Origin of the sequence: Alkalibacillus filiformis, assembly GCF_030814115.1 — a bacterium.
Taxonomy (GTDB): domain Bacteria; phylum Bacillota; class Bacilli; order Bacillales; family Alkalibacillaceae; genus Alkalibacillus; species Alkalibacillus filiformis.
This window is the reverse complement of the sequence record NZ_JAUSUP010000001.1, coordinates 71,391-90,482: the sequence shown is the minus strand read 5'-3', so window position 1 is coordinate 90,482 and position 19,092 is coordinate 71,391. Positions and strand designations below refer to the sequence as shown.

The 19,092-nt window shown below is 39.6% G+C and carries 19 protein-coding genes; 6 read left to right on the top strand and 13 right to left on the bottom strand.

From position 1 onward, the window contains the following. Positions 1–400: 400 nt before the first annotated feature. The 5 genes from J2R98_RS00510 to J2R98_RS00490 all read right to left on the bottom strand — a co-directional run bounded on the left by J2R98_RS00510 (position 401) and on the right by J2R98_RS00490 (position 5,780). Positions 401–913: a DUF3231 family protein gene (locus J2R98_RS00510; RefSeq protein WP_307065048.1), complete on the bottom strand. Its 513-nt coding sequence runs from the start codon at positions 911–913 to the stop codon at positions 401–403. 66 nt (positions 914–979) lie between these two features. Then, entirely contained in the window at positions 980–1,258 is a 279-nt protein-coding gene (locus J2R98_RS00505; RefSeq protein WP_307065046.1) for a hypothetical protein, read from the bottom strand. 53 nt (positions 1,259–1,311) lie between these two features. Then, the gene (locus J2R98_RS00500) at positions 1,312–1,995 is read right to left on the bottom strand and encodes a response regulator transcription factor (protein ID WP_307065044.1); all 684 of its coding nucleotides are present in this window, start codon (positions 1,993–1,995) and stop codon (positions 1,312–1,314) included. Further along, entirely contained in the window at positions 1,992–5,276 is a 3,285-nt protein-coding gene (locus tag J2R98_RS00495) for an ATP-binding protein (RefSeq protein WP_307065043.1), read from the bottom strand. Before J2R98_RS00495 ends, J2R98_RS00500 begins: the two co-directional genes overlap by 4 nt. A gap of 102 nt (positions 5,277–5,378) precedes the next feature. Next, the gene (locus J2R98_RS00490) at positions 5,379–5,780 is read right to left on the bottom strand and encodes a DUF4870 domain-containing protein (RefSeq protein WP_307065042.1); all 402 of its coding nucleotides are present in this window, start codon (positions 5,778–5,780) and stop codon (positions 5,379–5,381) included. 525 nt (positions 5,781–6,305) lie between these two features. Between J2R98_RS00490 and J2R98_RS00485 the strand changes: the two genes are divergently transcribed. Continuing rightward, complete coding sequence (locus tag J2R98_RS00485; protein ID WP_307065040.1) at positions 6,306–6,572, top strand: GNAT family protein; 267 nt, start codon at positions 6,306–6,308, stop codon at positions 6,570–6,572. Between the two features lie 142 nt (positions 6,573–6,714). Here the strand turns inward: J2R98_RS00485 and J2R98_RS00480 are convergent, their stop codons facing one another. Further along, a complete protein-coding gene (locus J2R98_RS00480; RefSeq protein ID WP_307065038.1) occupies positions 6,715–7,551 on the bottom strand; it encodes a VOC family protein in 837 nt (278 codons plus the stop codon). Between the two features lie 129 nt (positions 7,552–7,680). Between J2R98_RS00480 and J2R98_RS00475 the strand changes: the two genes are divergently transcribed. Further along, positions 7,681–8,847: an MFS transporter gene (locus J2R98_RS00475; RefSeq protein WP_307065036.1), complete on the top strand. Its 1,167-nt coding sequence runs from the start codon at positions 7,681–7,683 to the stop codon at positions 8,845–8,847. 255 nt (positions 8,848–9,102) lie between these two features. Here the strand turns inward: J2R98_RS00475 and J2R98_RS00470 are convergent, their stop codons facing one another. Together J2R98_RS00470 and J2R98_RS00465 are read right to left on the bottom strand one after the other, a co-directional pair. Next, positions 9,103–9,315, bottom strand: coding sequence for a TetR-like C-terminal domain-containing protein (locus tag J2R98_RS00470; protein ID WP_307065033.1), 213 nt, complete (start codon positions 9,313–9,315; stop codon positions 9,103–9,105). Positions 9,316–9,324: 9 nt separating this feature from the next. Beyond that, a complete protein-coding gene (locus J2R98_RS00465) occupies positions 9,325–9,672 on the bottom strand; it encodes a TetR/AcrR family transcriptional regulator (protein ID WP_307065031.1) in 348 nt (115 codons plus the stop codon). Positions 9,673–9,901: 229 nt separating this feature from the next. On the opposite strand from J2R98_RS00465, the gene J2R98_RS00460 reads away from it, so the two are divergent. Beyond that, positions 9,902–11,887 (top strand): efflux RND transporter permease subunit, encoded by a 1,986-nt coding sequence (locus tag J2R98_RS00460; RefSeq protein ID WP_307065029.1) that lies wholly within the window; start codon positions 9,902–9,904, stop codon positions 11,885–11,887. Between the two features lie 2 nt (positions 11,888–11,889). After that, complete coding sequence (locus J2R98_RS00455) at positions 11,890–13,713, top strand: BAR domain-containing protein (RefSeq protein ID WP_307065027.1); 1,824 nt, start codon at positions 11,890–11,892, stop codon at positions 13,711–13,713. 218 nt (positions 13,714–13,931) lie between these two features. Here the strand turns inward: J2R98_RS00455 and J2R98_RS00450 are convergent, their stop codons facing one another. From J2R98_RS00450 to J2R98_RS00440, 3 genes are all read right to left on the bottom strand, one after another. Beyond that, on the bottom strand, positions 13,932–14,117 hold the full coding sequence (locus tag J2R98_RS00450; protein ID WP_307065024.1) for a hypothetical protein: 186 nt from the start codon (positions 14,115–14,117) through the stop codon (positions 13,932–13,934). Between the two features lie 379 nt (positions 14,118–14,496). After that, positions 14,497–15,000, bottom strand: coding sequence for a universal stress protein (locus J2R98_RS00445; RefSeq protein ID WP_307065022.1), 504 nt, complete (start codon positions 14,998–15,000; stop codon positions 14,497–14,499). A 28-nt stretch (positions 15,001–15,028) separates the two neighbouring features. Continuing rightward, positions 15,029–15,316, bottom strand: coding sequence for a hypothetical protein (locus tag J2R98_RS00440; protein WP_307065020.1), 288 nt, complete (start codon positions 15,314–15,316; stop codon positions 15,029–15,031). Between the two features lie 360 nt (positions 15,317–15,676). Between J2R98_RS00440 and J2R98_RS00435 the strand changes: the two genes are divergently transcribed. Continuing rightward, positions 15,677–16,561: a glycine betaine ABC transporter substrate-binding protein gene (locus J2R98_RS00435; RefSeq protein WP_307065018.1), complete on the top strand. Its 885-nt coding sequence runs from the start codon at positions 15,677–15,679 to the stop codon at positions 16,559–16,561. 29 nt (positions 16,562–16,590) lie between these two features. On the opposite strand, the gene J2R98_RS00430 is transcribed toward J2R98_RS00435, so the two are convergent. Beyond that, on the bottom strand, positions 16,591–16,902 hold the full coding sequence (locus tag J2R98_RS00430; protein WP_307065016.1) for a hypothetical protein: 312 nt from the start codon (positions 16,900–16,902) through the stop codon (positions 16,591–16,593). A gap of 48 nt (positions 16,903–16,950) precedes the next feature. Here J2R98_RS00430 and J2R98_RS00425 point away from each other — a divergent pair, with 48 nt between their 5' ends. Beyond that, entirely contained in the window at positions 16,951–17,424 is a 474-nt protein-coding gene (locus J2R98_RS00425; RefSeq protein ID WP_307065015.1) for a staygreen family protein, read from the top strand. A gap of 54 nt (positions 17,425–17,478) precedes the next feature. Here the strand turns inward: J2R98_RS00425 and J2R98_RS00420 are convergent, their stop codons facing one another. Next, positions 17,479–19,062 carry a peptide chain release factor 3 gene (locus J2R98_RS00420; protein ID WP_307065013.1) on the bottom strand — a complete coding sequence of 528 codons (1,584 nt, stop codon included), beginning with the start codon at positions 19,060–19,062 and terminating at the stop codon, positions 17,479–17,481. Positions 19,063–19,092: the final 30 nt, after the last annotated feature.

Genomic DNA, 19,092 nt, shown 5'->3' with positions numbered 1-19,092 from the left:
TAGTTGGAAAAATTGAATCAGACCAATCAGTATTAATGTTATAAACATAGCCGAATTGAAAAACTATATTTTCTTATTCTCGAAAATGTACCCACAGCATTAGTCACCCTCAGGAAAATATTTTGGCGCTCGAATCTTGGATTTTGGCGCTCACGGAATTTTATCAGTGCTCAGCAAAATTTATCGGCGCTCGCGGATTACTTATCAGCGTTCAGCAAAATTTATCGGCGCTCGCGGATTACTTATCAGCGCTAAACAACTTTTATCGGCGTTCATAGATAACTTATCAGCGCTCAAACATAATCGATATTATTACTTTTTCACTCAGTTTAACACATAGTTATAAAAGCGCTAAAAACGAAAACCGAGATCTCCTATTAGGTAGATCTCGGCTTTCCCTTTAATCCTCACTTGGAATTTTAGTATGAAGGGGTGGTGGGATTAACCAACCTTTTTCTTTGTTTAACCTTAAAGCTTTGCCAGCTGCTTGAGCTTTGTTCATATGATATTGCCCGAATAACATGGCGATATCTTCTCGCGTGCATTGAGCAATAATCGTTGAACAGCCGACTAAACCTTCAGCTAGTCCTTTAGAAACGCTTGCGCTAATTTCTGGATCTGCAAACTTTGCACCTGGAGGAATCTCCTCTAAAGTAGCTAGTGGTTTGTCTGGTGCTGCTGGAGGTAATGCAATCCCGTTTTCTTTTAACACTTCTTCAACTTCTTTAATTTCTGATTTCACGCCAGGAATTAATTCTTCAATAAATTTTTTCAAATCCCTGTCACCTGTATGGTTACCATATGTTTGTAACATAGAATGAAACCCATTAGCCGCCACTAAAAATGAAAACAAGTTATAAACCTCGCCATAATGTAATGGCTCTTTCTTTTGATTACCACTTAAAATACCCATCGAACTTCACCTCCATTTAAGAATACAAAATATATTCTTTGATTAAGGTGAAGTTTTATTCAATGATTATGTATTTTCAGTTTGTTGACTAGTTAACATTCCTCTAAATAGATAATAGATCCCATTAATAAACGTTATAAAACCAAACATCATACCAGCGACACTACCGGCAATGCCGCTTCCAGTCATACCTAACGAGATCAAGGTTATGAACCATGTTATTGGAGCTAAAAAGAACATGATGACAAACCCACTTGTCACGAGCATCATTCTAGTTTTGGATGTGTATTTGACCACGATGATGTTGATTAAAACTAAAAAAGTTATAAAAATTAATAAATCCACATTCATCAACCGCCTCTCTTGGCATACCAAGCTTTTGTCAGTAACCCTTAATCCTATGCGTTAAATTTGTACCCAAACCCTCTGACTGTCTGAATGTATTGTGGTTTGTTGGGGTTCTCTTCGACTTTACTGCGCAAATGGCTAATGTGGACTTTGACTGTTTCGATGTTGCCTGTCGCATCATAGCTCCAAATGCGGTCGTAAAGTTGTTCGTGGCTCCAGACGCGGTTTGGGTGTTCTGCTAGGTGAATGAGGAGCTCTAATTCTTTTGTTGTAAGAGTAATTGGTTCATCGTTAACATAGCACGTCATATGGTCTAGGTCGATTTTGATTTGGCCATATTCTAATGTGTTATTTTTGGCTTTCGGTTTCGTATAATAAATACGCAAGTTCGCTTTTATTCGAGCTTCTAGTTCTTCAAAGTCATACGGCTTCGTTAAGTAGTCATCACCGCCAAGTTCAAAGCATTTCACTTTATCGAAAGTATTTCTGCGAACGCTTAAGAAGATGATTGGGATCGTTAGTTTTTCTCGGATCTTTTGACAGACTTCAAAGCCGTCCATACCTGGCATTTCGATGTCGAGTAAAATGAGCTCAGGTGGCGTTTTGTCAATAAGTTCTAGTGCTTCATTACCGTCTTGTGCAGCTAGTGTGTTGTAGCCTTTACTTTCTAAATACATTTGGGTCATGTCTCGAATGCCTGCTTCATCTTCAACGAGCAAAATGGTTTCGCTCATAAGCTCTCCCCCTCTATATTTTGTTCAGGCTCTTCGATGACTGATTGTTTTTTAATTGGAAGCTTGATTAAAAAGGTCGTGCCTACGTTTAGGTCACTTTCAACGCTAATTGTCCCTTTATGGCTTTCAACGATTTCTTTAGCAATCGCCAGTCCTAGCCCTGTTCCGTGTGGGTTATAACGTGATAAACTAGCTTGCTTATAAAATCGGTCGAAAATATATGGTAGATCTTCTTGGTTTATACCAGTACCGTTATCTGTAATTTCTATTAATATATGACGTTCATCAAGGTGAACATGTGCATCGACTGCAATTTCACCGTCAGATTCAGTTGTATATTTCGCTGCGTTTGAAATTAAATTAGAAAAGACTTGGTCCATTCGATCGTGATCGATATAAAAGATCCAATCGTCCACTTCGGCAAATTTTTCCCAATTAATACCGTGAAAACGGCGGTTGTGTTGTTCAACATTAAACTGACATCTTCGCTCAACCTGTTCCAACCAACTGCGCACATTGACACTTGTTTTATTTAAACTCGTTTTACCTTCTTCAAGTTTCGATAAATCGAATAAATCGGTAATGAGTCGGTTAAGCACTTGAATCTTCTTCAAAACTTGCTCGTTGTAATGTTCGTTATAAGGCGATAGGGTTCCTGCTTTTAGCGATTGCATATAACTGTGAATTAACGTGACAGGTGTACCAAGTTCATGTGCGATATTCGATAACATTTGTCTTCTTGACTGCTCTGCTTCGAGTAAGTTTTCATTGGCGTCTTTTAAGTCTTCGTTTGCGACTTTCAACGCTTCTGTTCGTTCTTCAATTTTTTCTTCTAGGTGTGTATTTAAATTCGTTAATTCTTGGTTGAGCGTGCGAATGCGAATGAGTGTGCGAACGCGTGATAAGAGTTCCATTTTGTCACAAGGTTTAACGAGATAATCATTCGCCCCTGCTTCAAACGAGACGATTTTGTCATCGAGTTCACTTTTCGCTGTTAACATTAAGATCGGTAGTTCCATTAATGAATAATCACGACGCAGACGGCTACACACTTCATAACCTGACAATTTTGGCATCATTAAATCTAAAATAAGTAAGTCGATTGGCTTTTCTTTAAGAATATCGAAAACTTCTTCACCATCTGATGCTGTGACGACTTCATAGCCTTCTAATGCTAACTGGTTCGTTAATACTTGTAGGTTGACCGCTTCATCATCTGCCACTAAAATGCTCGGTTGGTTCGCTCTCTTGATCTTTGGTGGTTCGACTTTCGCACTTTCCCCTGTCAACAAGCGCTCTACTGGTTTGGCCACTTCTTCTGCTGTGTCTTCTATTTGAACAGGTAATGTGACATAAAAAGTTGAACCTTGTTTCGGCTGAGATTCTACTGAAAGTGAACCTTCATGCAAATCAACTAAACGCTTCGTAATGCTTAAGCCCATGCCCGTACCACCAATTGTGTGCGTTGACGGATCTGCTTGCTGAAACGGGTTAAAAATGTATTCCAACTGATCTGCTGATATGCCGCTTCCTGTATCTTGAACGCTAATTGTCAGTCCGTCTTCTGTTTCGTAAGCTGAAATGACGATGCGTCCTTCATCTGTGTATTTAATGGCATTGCCGACTAAGTTGTAGAGAATTTGTTGGATTCGATTCGGATCGGCGTATACGGGAGATAAGTCTTCTGGGATGTCTGTGACGAGTTCGATTGGTTTATTTTTTATTAAAGGCTTGGAAACCGCAACGACAACTTCAATGACGCCCTTAACGTGCACGGATTTTAATTGCAGTTCCAACGAGTCGTATTTTAACTTTGAAAAATCTAAAATGTCGTTCACTAAATGCGTAAGACGATTACCACTTGCGACGATCGTTGATAATTGCTGCTTCATTTGTTCAGAAACACCGCCAGCAATCCCATCGCGTAACGATTCCGCAATGCCGACCATGCCATAAATCGGCGTTCTGAGTTCATGGGATGTGACAGCTAGAAATTCGTCTTTTAGTACGTCTGCTTTTTTTAAATTTTCCATCGCGAGCTCTTGGCTTTCGCGCGCTTGTTTTTCAGCTTCTTCTTTTTCAGCTCGCATTAAGTTAATTTTGTCAGCTAAGGCGAAGCTTAATAAGACGACTTCTACGGTCATCGCAGCTTGCCCCGCGTATTCGGTCAAGAGCGAATATGGAAGGATCGCTGCACGCTCTAAAATCGTAATAAACACACCAGTTAAGAAAATCATCCACCCGAGAATGTAAAAACGTGCTTGTCGTGCGCCGCGTTTCAAGCAAATAAAGGCAACGATTAGAACGGTTATAAATGTTAAGAATGCACTCACAATCATCATATTAAGTGCGACGATATGAGATATAAAAAGCATGATGACAGTTGCTATGTTTAAGGCGATGAGTAAATATGACAACCGATTAAACTTCGGCAAATATTGATCGACATCGAGAAAGGCGCGTGTAAATAGTAAGACGAAAATACAGCCGAGACTGACCCAAAATGGGGTTGATATTAAATTCCAAGCTGGATAGTCTGACCATAAATATTGAAAGCCAACACCGTTGATTGAAATCTTACCTAACAACGTACATAGCATCGCGATTACGTAATATAAGTAACTGCGCATTTTTAAACTAAAGTATAAAAATAAATTGTAGACAATCATGACGATGATGATGCCGTAAAAAATGCCAAGCAACGTCAGCTCACTTTGCGTTCGGTCAAAAAAAGCATCATGACTCCATATGTATATAGGTGGGTGTAAGTCGCCCCCTCCAACTGCTCGAGCGTAAAACGTTTCACTAGTACTCGGTTCAATATCTATGTTTACAGCGAAAAATCGATGGTTAATATCTCGTTCGTGAAACGGCTCAACGACCGCACCACCTTGATAGATCGTTTCAAACCCTGAGTTCGTTTCACGGTAAATGTCGAGTTCATAAACGAGTGGAAAAGCGAATTCGAGCAGCCAGTCTGTTTGGTTCGATTTATTTTCAAGCTCAAAGCGGATCCAGTTAGCCGTTTCAAAAAAGCCGTTTCGTTGATTGATTTCGTCTTCTGAAACGAACTGGTTTTTAAATGATGGTGTTGTTACATCGGAGAGTTCTAACTGCATGTCGCGATCTTTCACCATCTCAATACCATCGTAAAGGTCGAGTCGGTCCGTATCGTCATCGAGTATTAACGTATTTGCTGCGTTGGCGGTGCCACTCGGTAAAATGAGAAGGATTGTGATGACGAAGATCGATGCTATGACATTTTTATGTAAGCGACTCATTTTCCCACCTCCTTAATTACTTATATTTTACTCGAAAGACGATAATTTTTAAAATTTTCACAAAATAAAACAGCCGACTCGATTTTGAGCCGACTGAGTCACTTATGCTGCTTCGTTGTTCATTTTATTCACTTGCTCTTCGGCGATGTTACCGACAACTGGGAACTTGAACCACTTGCCTTGGTACGCCTTGATCATACAGACAATCCAAATGACAAATCCAACCGGCGCAAGCAACAGTGATATGAGCCAGCCAATTAACGGAACGAAGCCAATCACCATACTGAGGACGAATAAAGATACCCAAATAAAAATTGATTGGAATGCATGGAAACGGACGAACTTGCTATCTTTTTCAACTAACAAGAATATAAGACCCGTTATGAACCCAAATAAGTAACACAACAATCCAGCGACATTGTTCTCTAAACCTGTAGAGCTCTTTTTGTCCTCTTCTTCATCACGAAAAACCTTTTGTTCTTCTACTTGTTGTTCTTCTGTCATATACAGCCCTCCCCCAACTAAATATTGATGCTTTAATTACATCTTAATAAGGAAAGGTTAAATTTAAGTTAAATGAGGAGAGGATTTTTTAAAATGTGGGATAGCCTAGTTGATTGTTTGGGGAGTGCTGATTAATTATGCTGGGCGCTGATAAGTTGTTTGCATGCGCTGATCAATTTTCGTGAGCGCTGATAAACCATTTGCGTGCGCCGATAAATTTTCGTGAACGCTGATAAATCATATGCGTGCGCCGATAAGTTTTCGTGAACGCTGATAAATCATATGCGTGCGCCGATAAGTTTTCGTGAGCGCTGATAAACCATTTGCGTGCGCCGATAAATTTTCATGTGCGCTGATAAACCATTTGCGTGCGCCGATAAATTTTCGTGCGAGCGCCAGAATAATTTCGTGAACGCCAAATTAATTCCCCCGAACGCCAAATTAGTCTCGCGAGCATCATTTCCGAATTCCATTATTTGAAAGAATATGTTACATTTGTGACAGTTACATTAGGAGGTACAAATTATGAAAAAGTTTTTCCTTTTTGGCATTAGTTTTGTCGTCATTTTTGCTACCTTCCAAGTGTTGTCTGGCATGATCTTAACTTGGATGCATACACCGAATGTGAGTGAAGCTTGGAGTATGAGTGGTAGCCTTCCTCAAGAAACTGTGATTGTCGGTGGCTTTTCACTCGTGTCGTTAGGAATGATTTTAGCTTCGGCGGTGATTGCTTACATCATTTCTAGTAAAATAATGCGTCTAAATAATAACAAAGCAGAACTTCCATCTTAATAGAAGTTCTGCTTTTATTTTAGTAAACTTCAATTTTCACAAAGTGATTGGCCTTTCCGCAACACTTCTAATCACAATCGACTGCCTCAATTTTTCCCGGGAAATCATCATACGTCCCCCTCTAAAAATAGCTTTACTATCTTTATACGACTAATTCGATCTGATTTCCTGCGGGGTCTTCTGTAACATTTCCTTCTACGGGTGATCCCATCTCTTTTAATCTATGAATGGTGGCTTCACGTGATGCTTCATCAGGGTAGACAATTTGGTATGAATATAAGCCTGCGCTGTTTTCTGAAGCTTTAGGTGCACCAACACCATTCCACGTATTAGCGGCTATATGGTGGTGGTAATCGTTAGTTGATAGAAAAATAGCCTGACCGCCAAATTGGCAAACGACATCAAAGCCGAGTCCTTCCACGTAAAACTTCTCTGCTTTTGGTAAATCTGAAACGTGTAAGTGGATGTGGCCCATCACCGTTTTCTCGGGCATCCCTTGCCAGCCTTGTTCAGTCTTATATTTAACTAAATCCTCAAAGTCTAGTGGATCGACTGCCATTTCTACTTGATCACCGTGCCAAGTCCACGTTTCAGGATCTTTATCTTGATAGACCTCAATACCATTACCATCTGGATCATTGAAGTAAATTGCGTCACTGACTAAGTGATCGGATGCACCGATTGGAACGTTATGTTCTGATAAATGAATGACAAAGTCAGCTAAATGACGGCGTTCTGGTACTAAAATGGCATAATGATATAAACCTGAAGTACGTCTCTGCTTCGGTTCTGGATTTTCTGGTTGTACGAGTTTCAACATGCTCGTTTTTCCATCTGCTGTTAAATGGACTGTGTCTTCTGTTTGTTCCAGTACGTTTAAGCCGACGATTTTTTGATAAAATTCTAATGAACGTGCTAGATCTGTCACTTTAATGGTGACGCGACTGACGAATGTGGTTGGTTTTCTATGAAAATTCATGGAATATCCTCCTTTGAATGTCACTTACTTTATGTAAGTAAGTTTATAATTGTAAGTTATATTTGTCAACTTTTTCATAGCTCGTCTAATTTTCACCGTCGTGCATACAATGGCGATGAGGTGAGGAATTTGAGTATCGCAACTTTTCATAAGCTACATATATTTTTAGTCATGTTTTTCATGAGTTTAGTGATGAGTGTACAAGCACCATTGTTTGCGCCATTTGCTGCAACGCTCGGTGCTTCAAGTGTGTTAATCGGGATTATGATGAGCACGGGACAAATCGCCAACTTGACTGGAAACTTAATTGCCGGACCGTTGATTGATCGGTACGGAAAAAAGTTGTTCATTACACTGCCGATGATGATGTCAGGCGGTTTGTTTATCGCGCATAGTTTTGCGACTGATGCGACGACTTTACTCGTGTTACGGGTTTTAAATGGGTTTGCGCTAGCGTTTTTAATCCCTTCTGCTCTCGCGCTTTTATCAAGTTATGCAAAAAACAGTCAGCAACAAGGGAAAAATATGGCGATCTACGGCATGCTGATGACGATTGCTAGTATTCTAGCGCCGTTAGCAGGAGGTAATTTAGGGAACTTACTAGGTTACGAGGCGACTTACTTCTTTATCGGGTCTGGTTTGTTAGTTATTAGTATTTATACGATAGGTTACATTCATGATGCGAGACCAAATTCTCCAGGTGACAAACTGAAAAGCAGTCTAACGTTCGGACAAGTGCTCGCATTTCCTGCTGTCCATATTATTTTAGCGACTGGCTTTGCGGTCATGTATGTCCATGGGGTGATTATTTATGAAGTGCCATATTTAGCGGTTGAAATGGGGTATTCGACTGCGCGGACTGGGTTGTTGTTGAGTTTGATGGCGACAGGTACTTTAACGTCTCTTTCACTTTTTTTCTTACATCGATTGGATCCTATCAAACGGTTAATGTTCGGCTTATTCGGTATGTCGTTGACGTTGTTTGCGATTTTCACTGATATGTTAGCTTTGCCGATTTTATTGTTTATCGTTGGATTTTTCTTCGGGATTGTCATGCCTGCGATGGCAACCGCGATTACAGATGCTGTGTCAAAAGAAGGACATGGACGAGCATTTGGTTTAATGTCGTCCTTTTACTCACTTGGAATTATCGTTAGCTCCTTCGTCACAGGTGTCGTTCGCGATGTCATTTCGCCTTATTTCATTGCTTTTGTCATTGGTATGATTGTGCTGACGTTTATTGGGTATAAAAAAATTGGGTTGCCATCTGGCGCACGAGCCAAAAATTTTCAGTAACAATTTAATAAGTTTGATTTAATAGCAACCGCATTAATGTTATAAGCGGTTGCTATTTTTTTGGCGTTCGTGTTGATAATTTGGCGTTCGGGAAAATCATTTGGCGCTTGCGGACTTTGATCAGTGCTCAAAATTTATCGGCGCTCACACTTTGTTTATCAGCGCCCAGAAAATTTTATCAGCACTCAGACATTTTTATCGGCGCTAGCGAATTTTTATCAGCGCCCAACCTAATTTATCAGCGCTCACTCTCAATCACTCCTGCAAATAAGACAATCCACGATTAGAAAAGTGGTTGATGAGTTGAGCTATCTCTTTTGGTGATTCTTTCATTCCGCTGGCGATCCATTCTTTGATGACGTGGATGGCGCCGCTAATAATATAAATGCTCAAATAGCTTGAGAAGTGTTCTTCTAAGTCGGTGCTTTCCATTGTATTTTTCATGACAAAGCGGCGGGCGACTTCCATAACGCGTTTTTAGAAAGTTGAGTCGCCGTTTTCATTTAATAGTATTTCGAACATGAGCTTTTTATCGGTAATGTATTCGACAAGTTTTTGAGTCATTAATAAAGCTTCGTCTTCTTTGGTAAAACTATAGCTACTTAAGTATGTGTTCATATCATCAATAATTTCATTTTCTATTTTCGTTAATAAGTCATATTGGTCAGCGTAATGCGTATAAAATGTTGAACGGTTAACATCTGCGAGTTCGCAAATTTCTTTCACTGTAACTGAAGTGATCGGTTTTTCGGATAACAGTTCAATTATGCTATCTTTTAGTACCATGCGGGTGTATTTTTTGCGGCGGTCCATTTTCTCTCCCACATTAACCCTCCTCTGTGACAATTTTGTTGAAATCCAACATGTAGTCGACATCGTGTTGGATAACGAACGTAAAGTGCTAAACTGTTTGTTGAATATCCAACACAGTGTCCATATAATAATAAAGTGGATTGATGTTCTATGCAAGAGAGGGTGAAACAAAATCGATCTAGCAAGTCGGATTATTAAACATAAAAAATCGATCGTTTGGACGTTTTTCATATTAGGAATCATGAGTACGATTGCGTTTTTCGCTGTTCATGTCAATTATAATATGATGGATTACTTACCTGATGATTCGCCTTCTATGGAAGCAACAGACTTAATGGAAGAAGAATTTGATGAGCCTATTGGAAATACGCGTGTCATGGTTGAGGACGTCACCATTCCAGAGTCACTCGCGTATAAAGAGGCATTAGAAAACATTGAAGGTGTCTCGCATATTACATGGTTAGATGATGTCTTAGATCTTAAAACGCCACTGGAAATGGCGGATACTGACACTGTGGAACAATATTATCAAAGTGGCGCTGCTCTTTTCTCTTTAACCGTTGATGAGGGTTATGAAGTTGAGGCGATGAATGCGATTTACGATTTGATCGGTGAAGAAAATGCTGCTGATGGTGAGGCAGCTGACACGGCGATGTCTCAAGAAATGGCTGATCGTGAGGCGATGTATGCCGCTGCGCTACTCATACCGATTATTATAATTATCTTGATTTTATCGACGAATTCGTGGGTTGAACCGCTATTCTTTTTAACGGCAATTGGTATTTCGGTCATTATCAATTTAGGGACGAATATCTTCCTCGGGGAAATTTCATTCGTTACTCAGTCAGTTGCACCAATCCTCCAACTCGCCGTCTCGCTCGATTATGCGATATTTTTACTGCATAGTTTTTCAGATTATCGAAAGAAAGTGCCTGATCCTACTGAAGCGATGCGATTGGCGATGAAGCGCTCATTCCCAGCAATTGCAGCGAGTGCGACGACGACGTTTTTCGGGTTTATTGCACTAACGTTTATGAACTTTGAAATCGGGGCCGACTTAGGTTTAAACCTCGTAAAAGGTATTGTGTTTAGTTTCATTAGTGTGATGGTGTTCTTACCTGCGCTAACGCTTATGTTCTATAAGTGGATTGATAAAACACAGCATAAGCCAATTGTGCCTGAATTTAAAAATGTTGGTAAGCGTGTGCTTAAACTACGCATTCCGACTTTAATTTTTGTTGGACTTTTAATCGTGCCAGCTTTCTTAGCGCAAAGTGAAACGACATTTATTTATGGTGTTGGTGAACAACCTGATACGACAAGACTTGGCGCTGATGAAATTCAAATTGAGGAACAGTTTGGTGAAAACACACCTATGGTCGTGCTTGTCCCTAAAGGCGATGTGGCTAAAGAAGAAGAGTTGGTGTATGAGTTAGAAAACTTAAATAATATCTCAAGTGTGATGGCTTATGTGAATAGGATTGACCCAGCGATCCCATCTGATTATTTAGATGAATCGGTTACGGAATCGTTTTATTCGGAAAACTATAGTCGAATCACTCTTCATACAGATACAGGAACTGAAGGTGATCAAGCCTTTGCCCTCGTTGAAGATGTACAAAAGACCGCTATGGATTATTACGGGGATGAGGCTCACTTACTTGGTGAAAGTGTGACGTTGTATGATATTAAAGATACTGTTCAGCGGGATAATACACTCGTTAACTGGCTGACGGTGATTGCTGTAGCGATTGTATTACTTGCAACATTCAGGTCGATCTTTTTTCCAGTTGTGTTGCTCATTACGATCCAATCAGCCGTATGGTTTAACTTATCGATTCCGTATTTCACCGATTCCACACTCGTCTTTGTTGGGTATCTAATCGTTAGTACCGTTCAATTGGCAGCGACTGTCGACTACGGCATTTTGTTTACGGAAAATTACAAACGACTGCGTAAAGAGATGACAGCGTTTGAAGCGATGAAACGGACGATTGATGAGAAGCTATTTGCAATTTTCATATCAGCTGCCATCCTATCAAGTGTTGGATTTATTTTATGGATCACATCATCGAATCCAATTGTTGGTTCAGTCGGGTTATTGTTAGGCCGTGGTGCGCTCCTAGCGTTCTTAAGCGTCGTCTTCTTACTGCCCGCACTGTTGTTGCTGTTTGATAAACTTATTGAAAAAACGACTATTAAAGCAAATTTTTATAAGGGGAAATGATTATGAATATGAAACGTGTCACGATCACCTTCATCGCATCCCTATTGCTTATTCCAACGTTTGCTCTGGCGACTTCGGGCGAATCAGATTCTGATGAGTCTTCATCTTCACAACTACATGGTGAAGGCTCTTTTTCTGAAAAACATGAAGTCATCTATGCGACATTGAATGCGTTTGGTGAGCAAGACGGGATGTATGTAGTCAATCAATTTAATGTAACTAAACCTGGTGAAATGATTGACTTTGGCCATTACGAAAGTGTTCATAACTTAACGAATCTAGAAGATATAAAGCTTCATGATGAAGAGGTTATGTTCACGGCTCTAGAGGATGAGTTTTACTATCAAGGCAATTTAAATGGTCAGCCGCTTCCGTGGACTGTTGACCTTGAATATACGTTAGACGGTGAAGTCGTTAATCCTCATGACATCGCTGGCGAGGACGGTCAGTTAGCAATTAAAATTAAAACGTCCGCCAACGAAGAGGTCAACCCTGTCTTTTATGACCATTATTTATTACAAGTGACTTTAAATTTAGATTCTGAAATTTATCATGCGATTGAAGCTGAAGATGGTACTGTTGCTAGTGCTGGGAAAAATAAGCAAGTGACGTTCACTGTTATGCCTGGTGAGGATGAACAGTTTGTCGTTGAAGCTGATGTTATAAACTTTGAGTTTGATGGTGTAGAAATTGCGGCTTTACCATCATCAATGTCTGTAGATGACCCTGAGACAGATGAAATGCAAGATGAGATGCGCTCGTTATCAGATGGGATTGCAGACTTATATGATGGTGTCACTGATTTGCGTGATGGCGTAGTGGATCTCAATGATGGTGTTGTCGAACTTCATGATGGTTCTGGTGACTACTTAGATGGCGTTCGTGAGTTAGATGATGGCTCGACTGACTTAGTTGAAGGCTCACAATCAATTGGTGATGCACTTCAAGAGATAAGTTCTGGCTTTGAGTTAGATGATAATATGGACACATCTGACCTAGAAGAACTTGAACAAGGTTTACGCGAAATTGCAGGTGGATTGTATGAAGTTGAAGATGGATTGTGGCAATTACGAGACCATTATAATCAAGCGTATGATGCATTAGATGATGCAATAGCTGATATTCCTAGAAGCGACTTATCGGAAGAAGAGATTCAATCACTTTACATGAGTGGAGCAGATTCTGACATTTTAGATGAACTCGTTGATACGTATATTGCTGCACAAACAGTCCAAGGAACTTATGATGCTGTTGGTGAAGCATTTGAAGCAGTTAGTCCTACATTACTTGACGTTAGCGAATCACTTCATGAGATGGCGACGAACTTAGAGTTAATGGCCGATGAATTAGCTGCAAGTATGGATGATCTCGATTTTGCCGATGATTTAGCAGAACTTGAGTCAGGTTTAAATGAGCTAGCAAACCAATACGGCGACTTTCATGCTGGATTAGTCGACTATACAGGTGGCGTTGGCGAATTGTCATCTGCTTACAGTGATATTCATGAAGGCATTAGTGAGTTAAATGATGGAACGTTTGAATTAGAAGATGGTGTTGATGAGTTGCATGATGGAACTGGAGAACTCGCTGAAGAAACGAGCGATTTACCAGAACAAATGCAAAGTGAAATCGACAACATGATGAATGACTTTGACCACTCCGACTTCGAACCCGTTTCATTCGTTTCTGAACGTAATGACAAAGTTGAAACGGTTCAATTTGTGATCCAAAGTGGAAGCATTACAATCGATGACGATGAGGAAAGTGGAGAAGTTGAAGAAGAAGAAAAAGGCATTTGGGAACGGTTTTTAGATTTGTTTAGATAACGCATGTCAAAAGCCTTAATACGGCCTTTTCCTCCAAAGACGAAAAGGCCGTAATTTGAAAATCCACCCTAAATAGTTAGTTTCCTAAACACCGTCACTACTACCAATTACTCACATCATAAACTAGTGATTTTTTGTCAAATAATTCATAATTTTACTTAAAGTTGTTAATGAGCGGATAAAAAAGGCCCTTCCTTAGATGGAAAGACCGTTTTTTACTATGACGATTGTTCATTTTCATTTTGATCTTGCTTTTGAATCTCGAGCATTTCTTTTAACACTCGATGGATATTTTGTAATGAAAGGAGAATGAAACCGAGCATAACGAATGTGACGATTTCACCTGTTAAAAATGCGACAATCCCGAGTACAAATGCTAATGTTATGAAATAGAAGTTTTGCATATTAATCTCTCCCTAGTTCTTGTACTAGTTTTAAGTTTAGCATATTTTGGATCGACGTCTTCGGTGATTTTTGGCGCTCTGGTAGATTATTTGGCGTTCGTTCATACTTTTTTTGCGCTCACGTAATTTATTTGGCGCTCGTATATACTTTTTTGGCACTCACAAAATTTATTTGGCGCTCGCTCACCGATATTTATCAGCGTCCACGAAATTTTATCAGCGCTCGAAAATTTTTATCGGCGTTCACGTACATTTTATCGGCGCACACACCAATTTATCGGCGCTCGGCAATTTTTATCGGCGTTCATGACAATTTATCAGCGCTCAGCTCGACTCCCGCTATATAAAAAGGACGCCCATAAAGAGCGTCTCTTCTACTCTATTTAATGACTAGTACTGGGCAGTGTGAGTCATTTGTTACTTTGTTGCTGACACTTCCCATGACAATCTTTTTCAAGCCGCTTAAACCGCGATTTCCTAATATTACGAGGTCGACATCTTGATCTTTTGCGAATTTAACAATTTCTCTTGCTGGAGGTCCTAAAAGGATTTCATAATCAGTGTCAATCTCATTGGATAGTTTCAATTTCGCCTCATCGAGTATTTCATCAGCTTGTTGGTCCATAATGTCTACTTGTTGTTGCTCAGAACTATCTGATGCTGGCATTGATGTCGTGTAGTTCGTCGTTTGATTTAACATCGATGTCCCATGTGGAATCGTGTGTTGATCTGAGATTGGCGCTGCTGGACTTTGGTCTTGAACGTAAGCTACAATCAACTTTGCATCGTTTTGCTTTGCGATTCCCTCTGCCTTATTCAATGCCTTCTTACTATCTGTTGAGCCATCATAGGCTACTAACACCCTAGCGAAAAGTTCATTCATACCACAAACCTCCTTTTCAATTTAAGTACTATACAACGGCTTCTTTCTCAGCTGCTCCTTCTTCGATGCACGTCTTTATGTCAGTAAATATTTGATTAACATCATAACCTTCTATCACAACTTTCAACTCACTCGTTTCATCTAATGTTAGAAACGTCGATACCAATTTTGGTAGATTGCGAGGGGCAACTACGCCGTGTTCAGTGATAAAATAAAAATCGCCATCGACAGTTTGGTTATAATCGTGCAATGAAAGGATCTCGTACATGGTTAGCTGATTTTCAAGTTGAATGATTTCTGTGTAAATTTCCTTCATTCCACACCCTCCTTGTGTTTTTCGCTTACTTTTCTATAGACGATTGTGTGAGCGATTAAACATCTTTTTATAAATGGGGCCAAATGTACTACATAATTCTTGTACATAAACTCTTCGATCATATTTGACAAATTTCTTAATCATCGTTATATTAGGTTCGTAAAGAAAAAATTTAACGTTCTTAACAACCTTAAAGGAAGGTGGTTTATGATCATTTTTTAACGGGATGTTTTTGCTTTATAGCAAGCAACACACCCATTTAAAAATGTTTAGCGTTATTGCGCTACATATGTAGTTTAGAACTTTAGTTGAAATCGTGAGTAACAATTTTAGAGAAAAATTATGAGGGGGATTTTAATAATGTTTAATAAGACAAAACTTTTATTACTAAGTGCTGCCCTATTAGTTGTATTAGCAGCATGCGGTGGTAACGATGAAGCAGACAACGGAGAAACTGGTGACACAAATGACAAAGAACCGATTGAAATGGGACAAATTAATTGGGCAGAAAATATTGCGGTAACGAATATGTGGAAAGTTCTTTTAGAAGATCGTGGTTATGAAGTTGATTTAATTAACTTAGATATGGGACCAACGATGACAGCACTTGCAAATGATGAGTTAGACATTAGTTTAGAGATTTGGTTACCTGTTCAAGACCAACATTACCTAGAGCAATACCAAGATGATATCGACTTTTCTGAAGCAACTTGGTATGACAATGCGAAAGTAGGTCTTGTGGTTCCAGAATATATGGAAGATGTTAATAGCATTGAAGACTTAAACGAGCATGCTGAAGAGTTTGACCATCAAATCACAGGCTTCGACCAAGGTGCAGGTACGATGGAAGTTGCTGAAGAGATGATTGAAGAGTATGAGTTAGAGCTAGAACTTGTCCCAAGCTCTGAGCCTGCGATGATCGCAGCAATTGATGATGCTGTTTCAAACGAAGAGCCGATTGTTGCTCCACTTTGGAATCCACACAGCATTTTCGCTGAGCACGACTTAAAATATTTAGATGACCCGAAAGAATCATTCGGTGGCGTTGAAAAGATTCACCACGCAACGCGTCACGACTTTGAAGAAGACTATCCTGAATTCAGTGAATGGTTAAAGAACTGGAAGATGGATGACGAAGAAATTGGTGAGCTAATGGCTTACGTTGAAGACGCTGAAGAGCCAATCGATGGCGCTCGCGAGTGGATTGATGAAAACGAAGAATTAATTAACGAGTGGATTAACTAATTCACTTTACCTCCCAGTTAAGCTTAGGCTTAGCTGGGGATTTTTATTTTCGTGATGATCATATGGTGTGAGCGCTGATAAATTTTTACGAGCGCCGATAAAGTGCACATGAGCGCTGATAAAATTTGCGAGCGCCGATAAAGTGCACATGAGCGCTGATAAAATTTGCGAGCGCCGATAAAGTATGCATGAGCGCTGATAAATTTTCGTGAGCGCCGATAAAGTATGCATGAGCGCTGATAAATTTTCGTGAGCGCCAGAATATCATCAACGAACGCCAAAATTTCATCCGCGAGCGCCAAATAATACCAAAACCGCCGATTAGATAGTTCTTTACCCAAGCCTCTTCCTCATACACTTACCATATATAATGACAAGGAGGGAAATTCGTGTCAGCTTTCGATCCTAATAAATTGTCAATTCAATTCCACCCACCCGCAACACCTTCGACTCCAATTATCGGAAGAAAGTATACACTAACTCATTCTGATGAAACGGGAGAGTTATTTTTAGATATCGGCACTAACTACAACTTTAATGCAATTGATTGGCAGTTGCGTGATGAAGTTTTAGCTGAGTGGATTCAAACCTCTGAAGCACAGAATCAATTACTTGGATATGCGTATGTTGACGGAGGGGAATTTTCATTAGAAGAGGCTGCATTTCGTTATAATATTTTCTTAAAAGAAATGCAGCTTGCTTTAAAAGGGATTATTTATGGGGACATTCCATTTTACGAACAGCATCAATATCTGCTTAATTCACCTATTGTCATTGAGTATCATTCTTCTTATCCCGCTTTTCAAACTACTTTATACTATGGAACTCCACGTGACATATTAAACGAAATCTTTAATTCCTAGCATAAAAAAGTAGTCCATTTTAGTAAATGAACTACTAACTCACACTATAAAAAATTATACTTGGTCATATTGATTCACTTCATATAAGTCGATTAATTCAACTTCTGGGTGGCGATCTTTAAATAAGTTTAATGAGAATTCATTTTTGAATAAGACGACTGGATTGCCTTCACGATCACGAACTAATGTACTACGGCTATCAAATAAATTTTCATCCACCTTTTCCATTGTTAACCATCTGGGAATTCTTTCACCGATATCTTCAAACACGACTTCTGAGTTATACTCATTTTTCATACGGTATTGGAATACTTCGAATTGAAGTTCACCGACAGCGCCGATTATATAAGATTCAGTATGGAATTTTTTGAACAACTGAATAGCGCCTTCTTGGACAAGTTGTTCGATTCCTTTTTTAAACTGTTTGGACTTCATGACATTTTTAGCTGTTACGGCTTTATACTGTTCTGGTGGAAACTGTGGTAGTTCATCGTACTCAAACAGTTCTCTGCTTTCTGTAATGGTGTCGCCAATATGATACACATTCGGATCGTAAATCCCAATAATATCACCTGCATAGGCTTCTTCAATCGTCCCTCTTTGTGATGCGACGAATTGCTGTGATTGAGCTAAGTTTATTTTCTTTCCTGTTCGTGCTAAATTGACACTCATATCACGTTCAAACTTACCAGAACATACACGGACAAAAGCGATTCGATCACGGTGTTGTGGGTTCATATTTGCTTGAATCTTAAATATAAATCCTGAAAAATCCGGATTGTCCGGTTGAACGACTCCTTCTGTTGATTTTCTCGGAGCTGGAGTCGGTGCCATATTAATAAACGAATCAAAAAATGTCTCCACACCAAACGGCGCTAAAGCACTACCGAAATAAACAGGTGTCTGCTTACCAGCTAATACTTTATCTAGTGAAAATTCTTCACCCGCTTCATCTAATAAAGCCACCTCATCTTGTGCTACTTTGAATTCCTCATGAATGACAAGATCCTCGTATTCCGGATTACTTAGATCATCGTATGGAATAGCCGTTTCTGCCCCTTCATGTGTGAAACGAACAAACTGATTATTTTGGCGATCAAACGTACCTAAAAATCGTTTACCCATGCCAGCTGGATAATTCATTGGGTAAGTTTCAATATCGAGTACTTCTTCTATTTCTTCCATTAACTCCAATGGCTCGCGGCCTTCGCGGTCCATTTTATTCATAAATGTAAAGATTGGGATGCCACGCATGCGACAAACTTTAAATAATTTTTTCGTTTGGGCTTCAATTCCTTTAGTCGCATCAATCACCATGACTACACTGTCGACCGCTGTTAACGTACGATACGTGTCTTCACTGAAGTCTTCGTGCCCTGGTGTATCTAAAATGTTCACTTGAAAATCATCATATGGAAAATTCATCACACTTGATGTCACTGAAATACCGCGTTGCTTTTCAATCTCCATCCAATCTGATGTAGCGAACTTCCCTGTCTTCTTCCCTTTTACAGTTCCTGCTTCTCGAATTAAATTACCGAATAATAACAAAGTTTCTGTTAGTGTAGTTTTACCAGCATCAGGGTGTGAAATGATGGCAAAAGTCTTCCTTCTATTTACTTCTTCTTGAATTGTCATGGACATGTCCTTCCTATCTAAACTTGAACA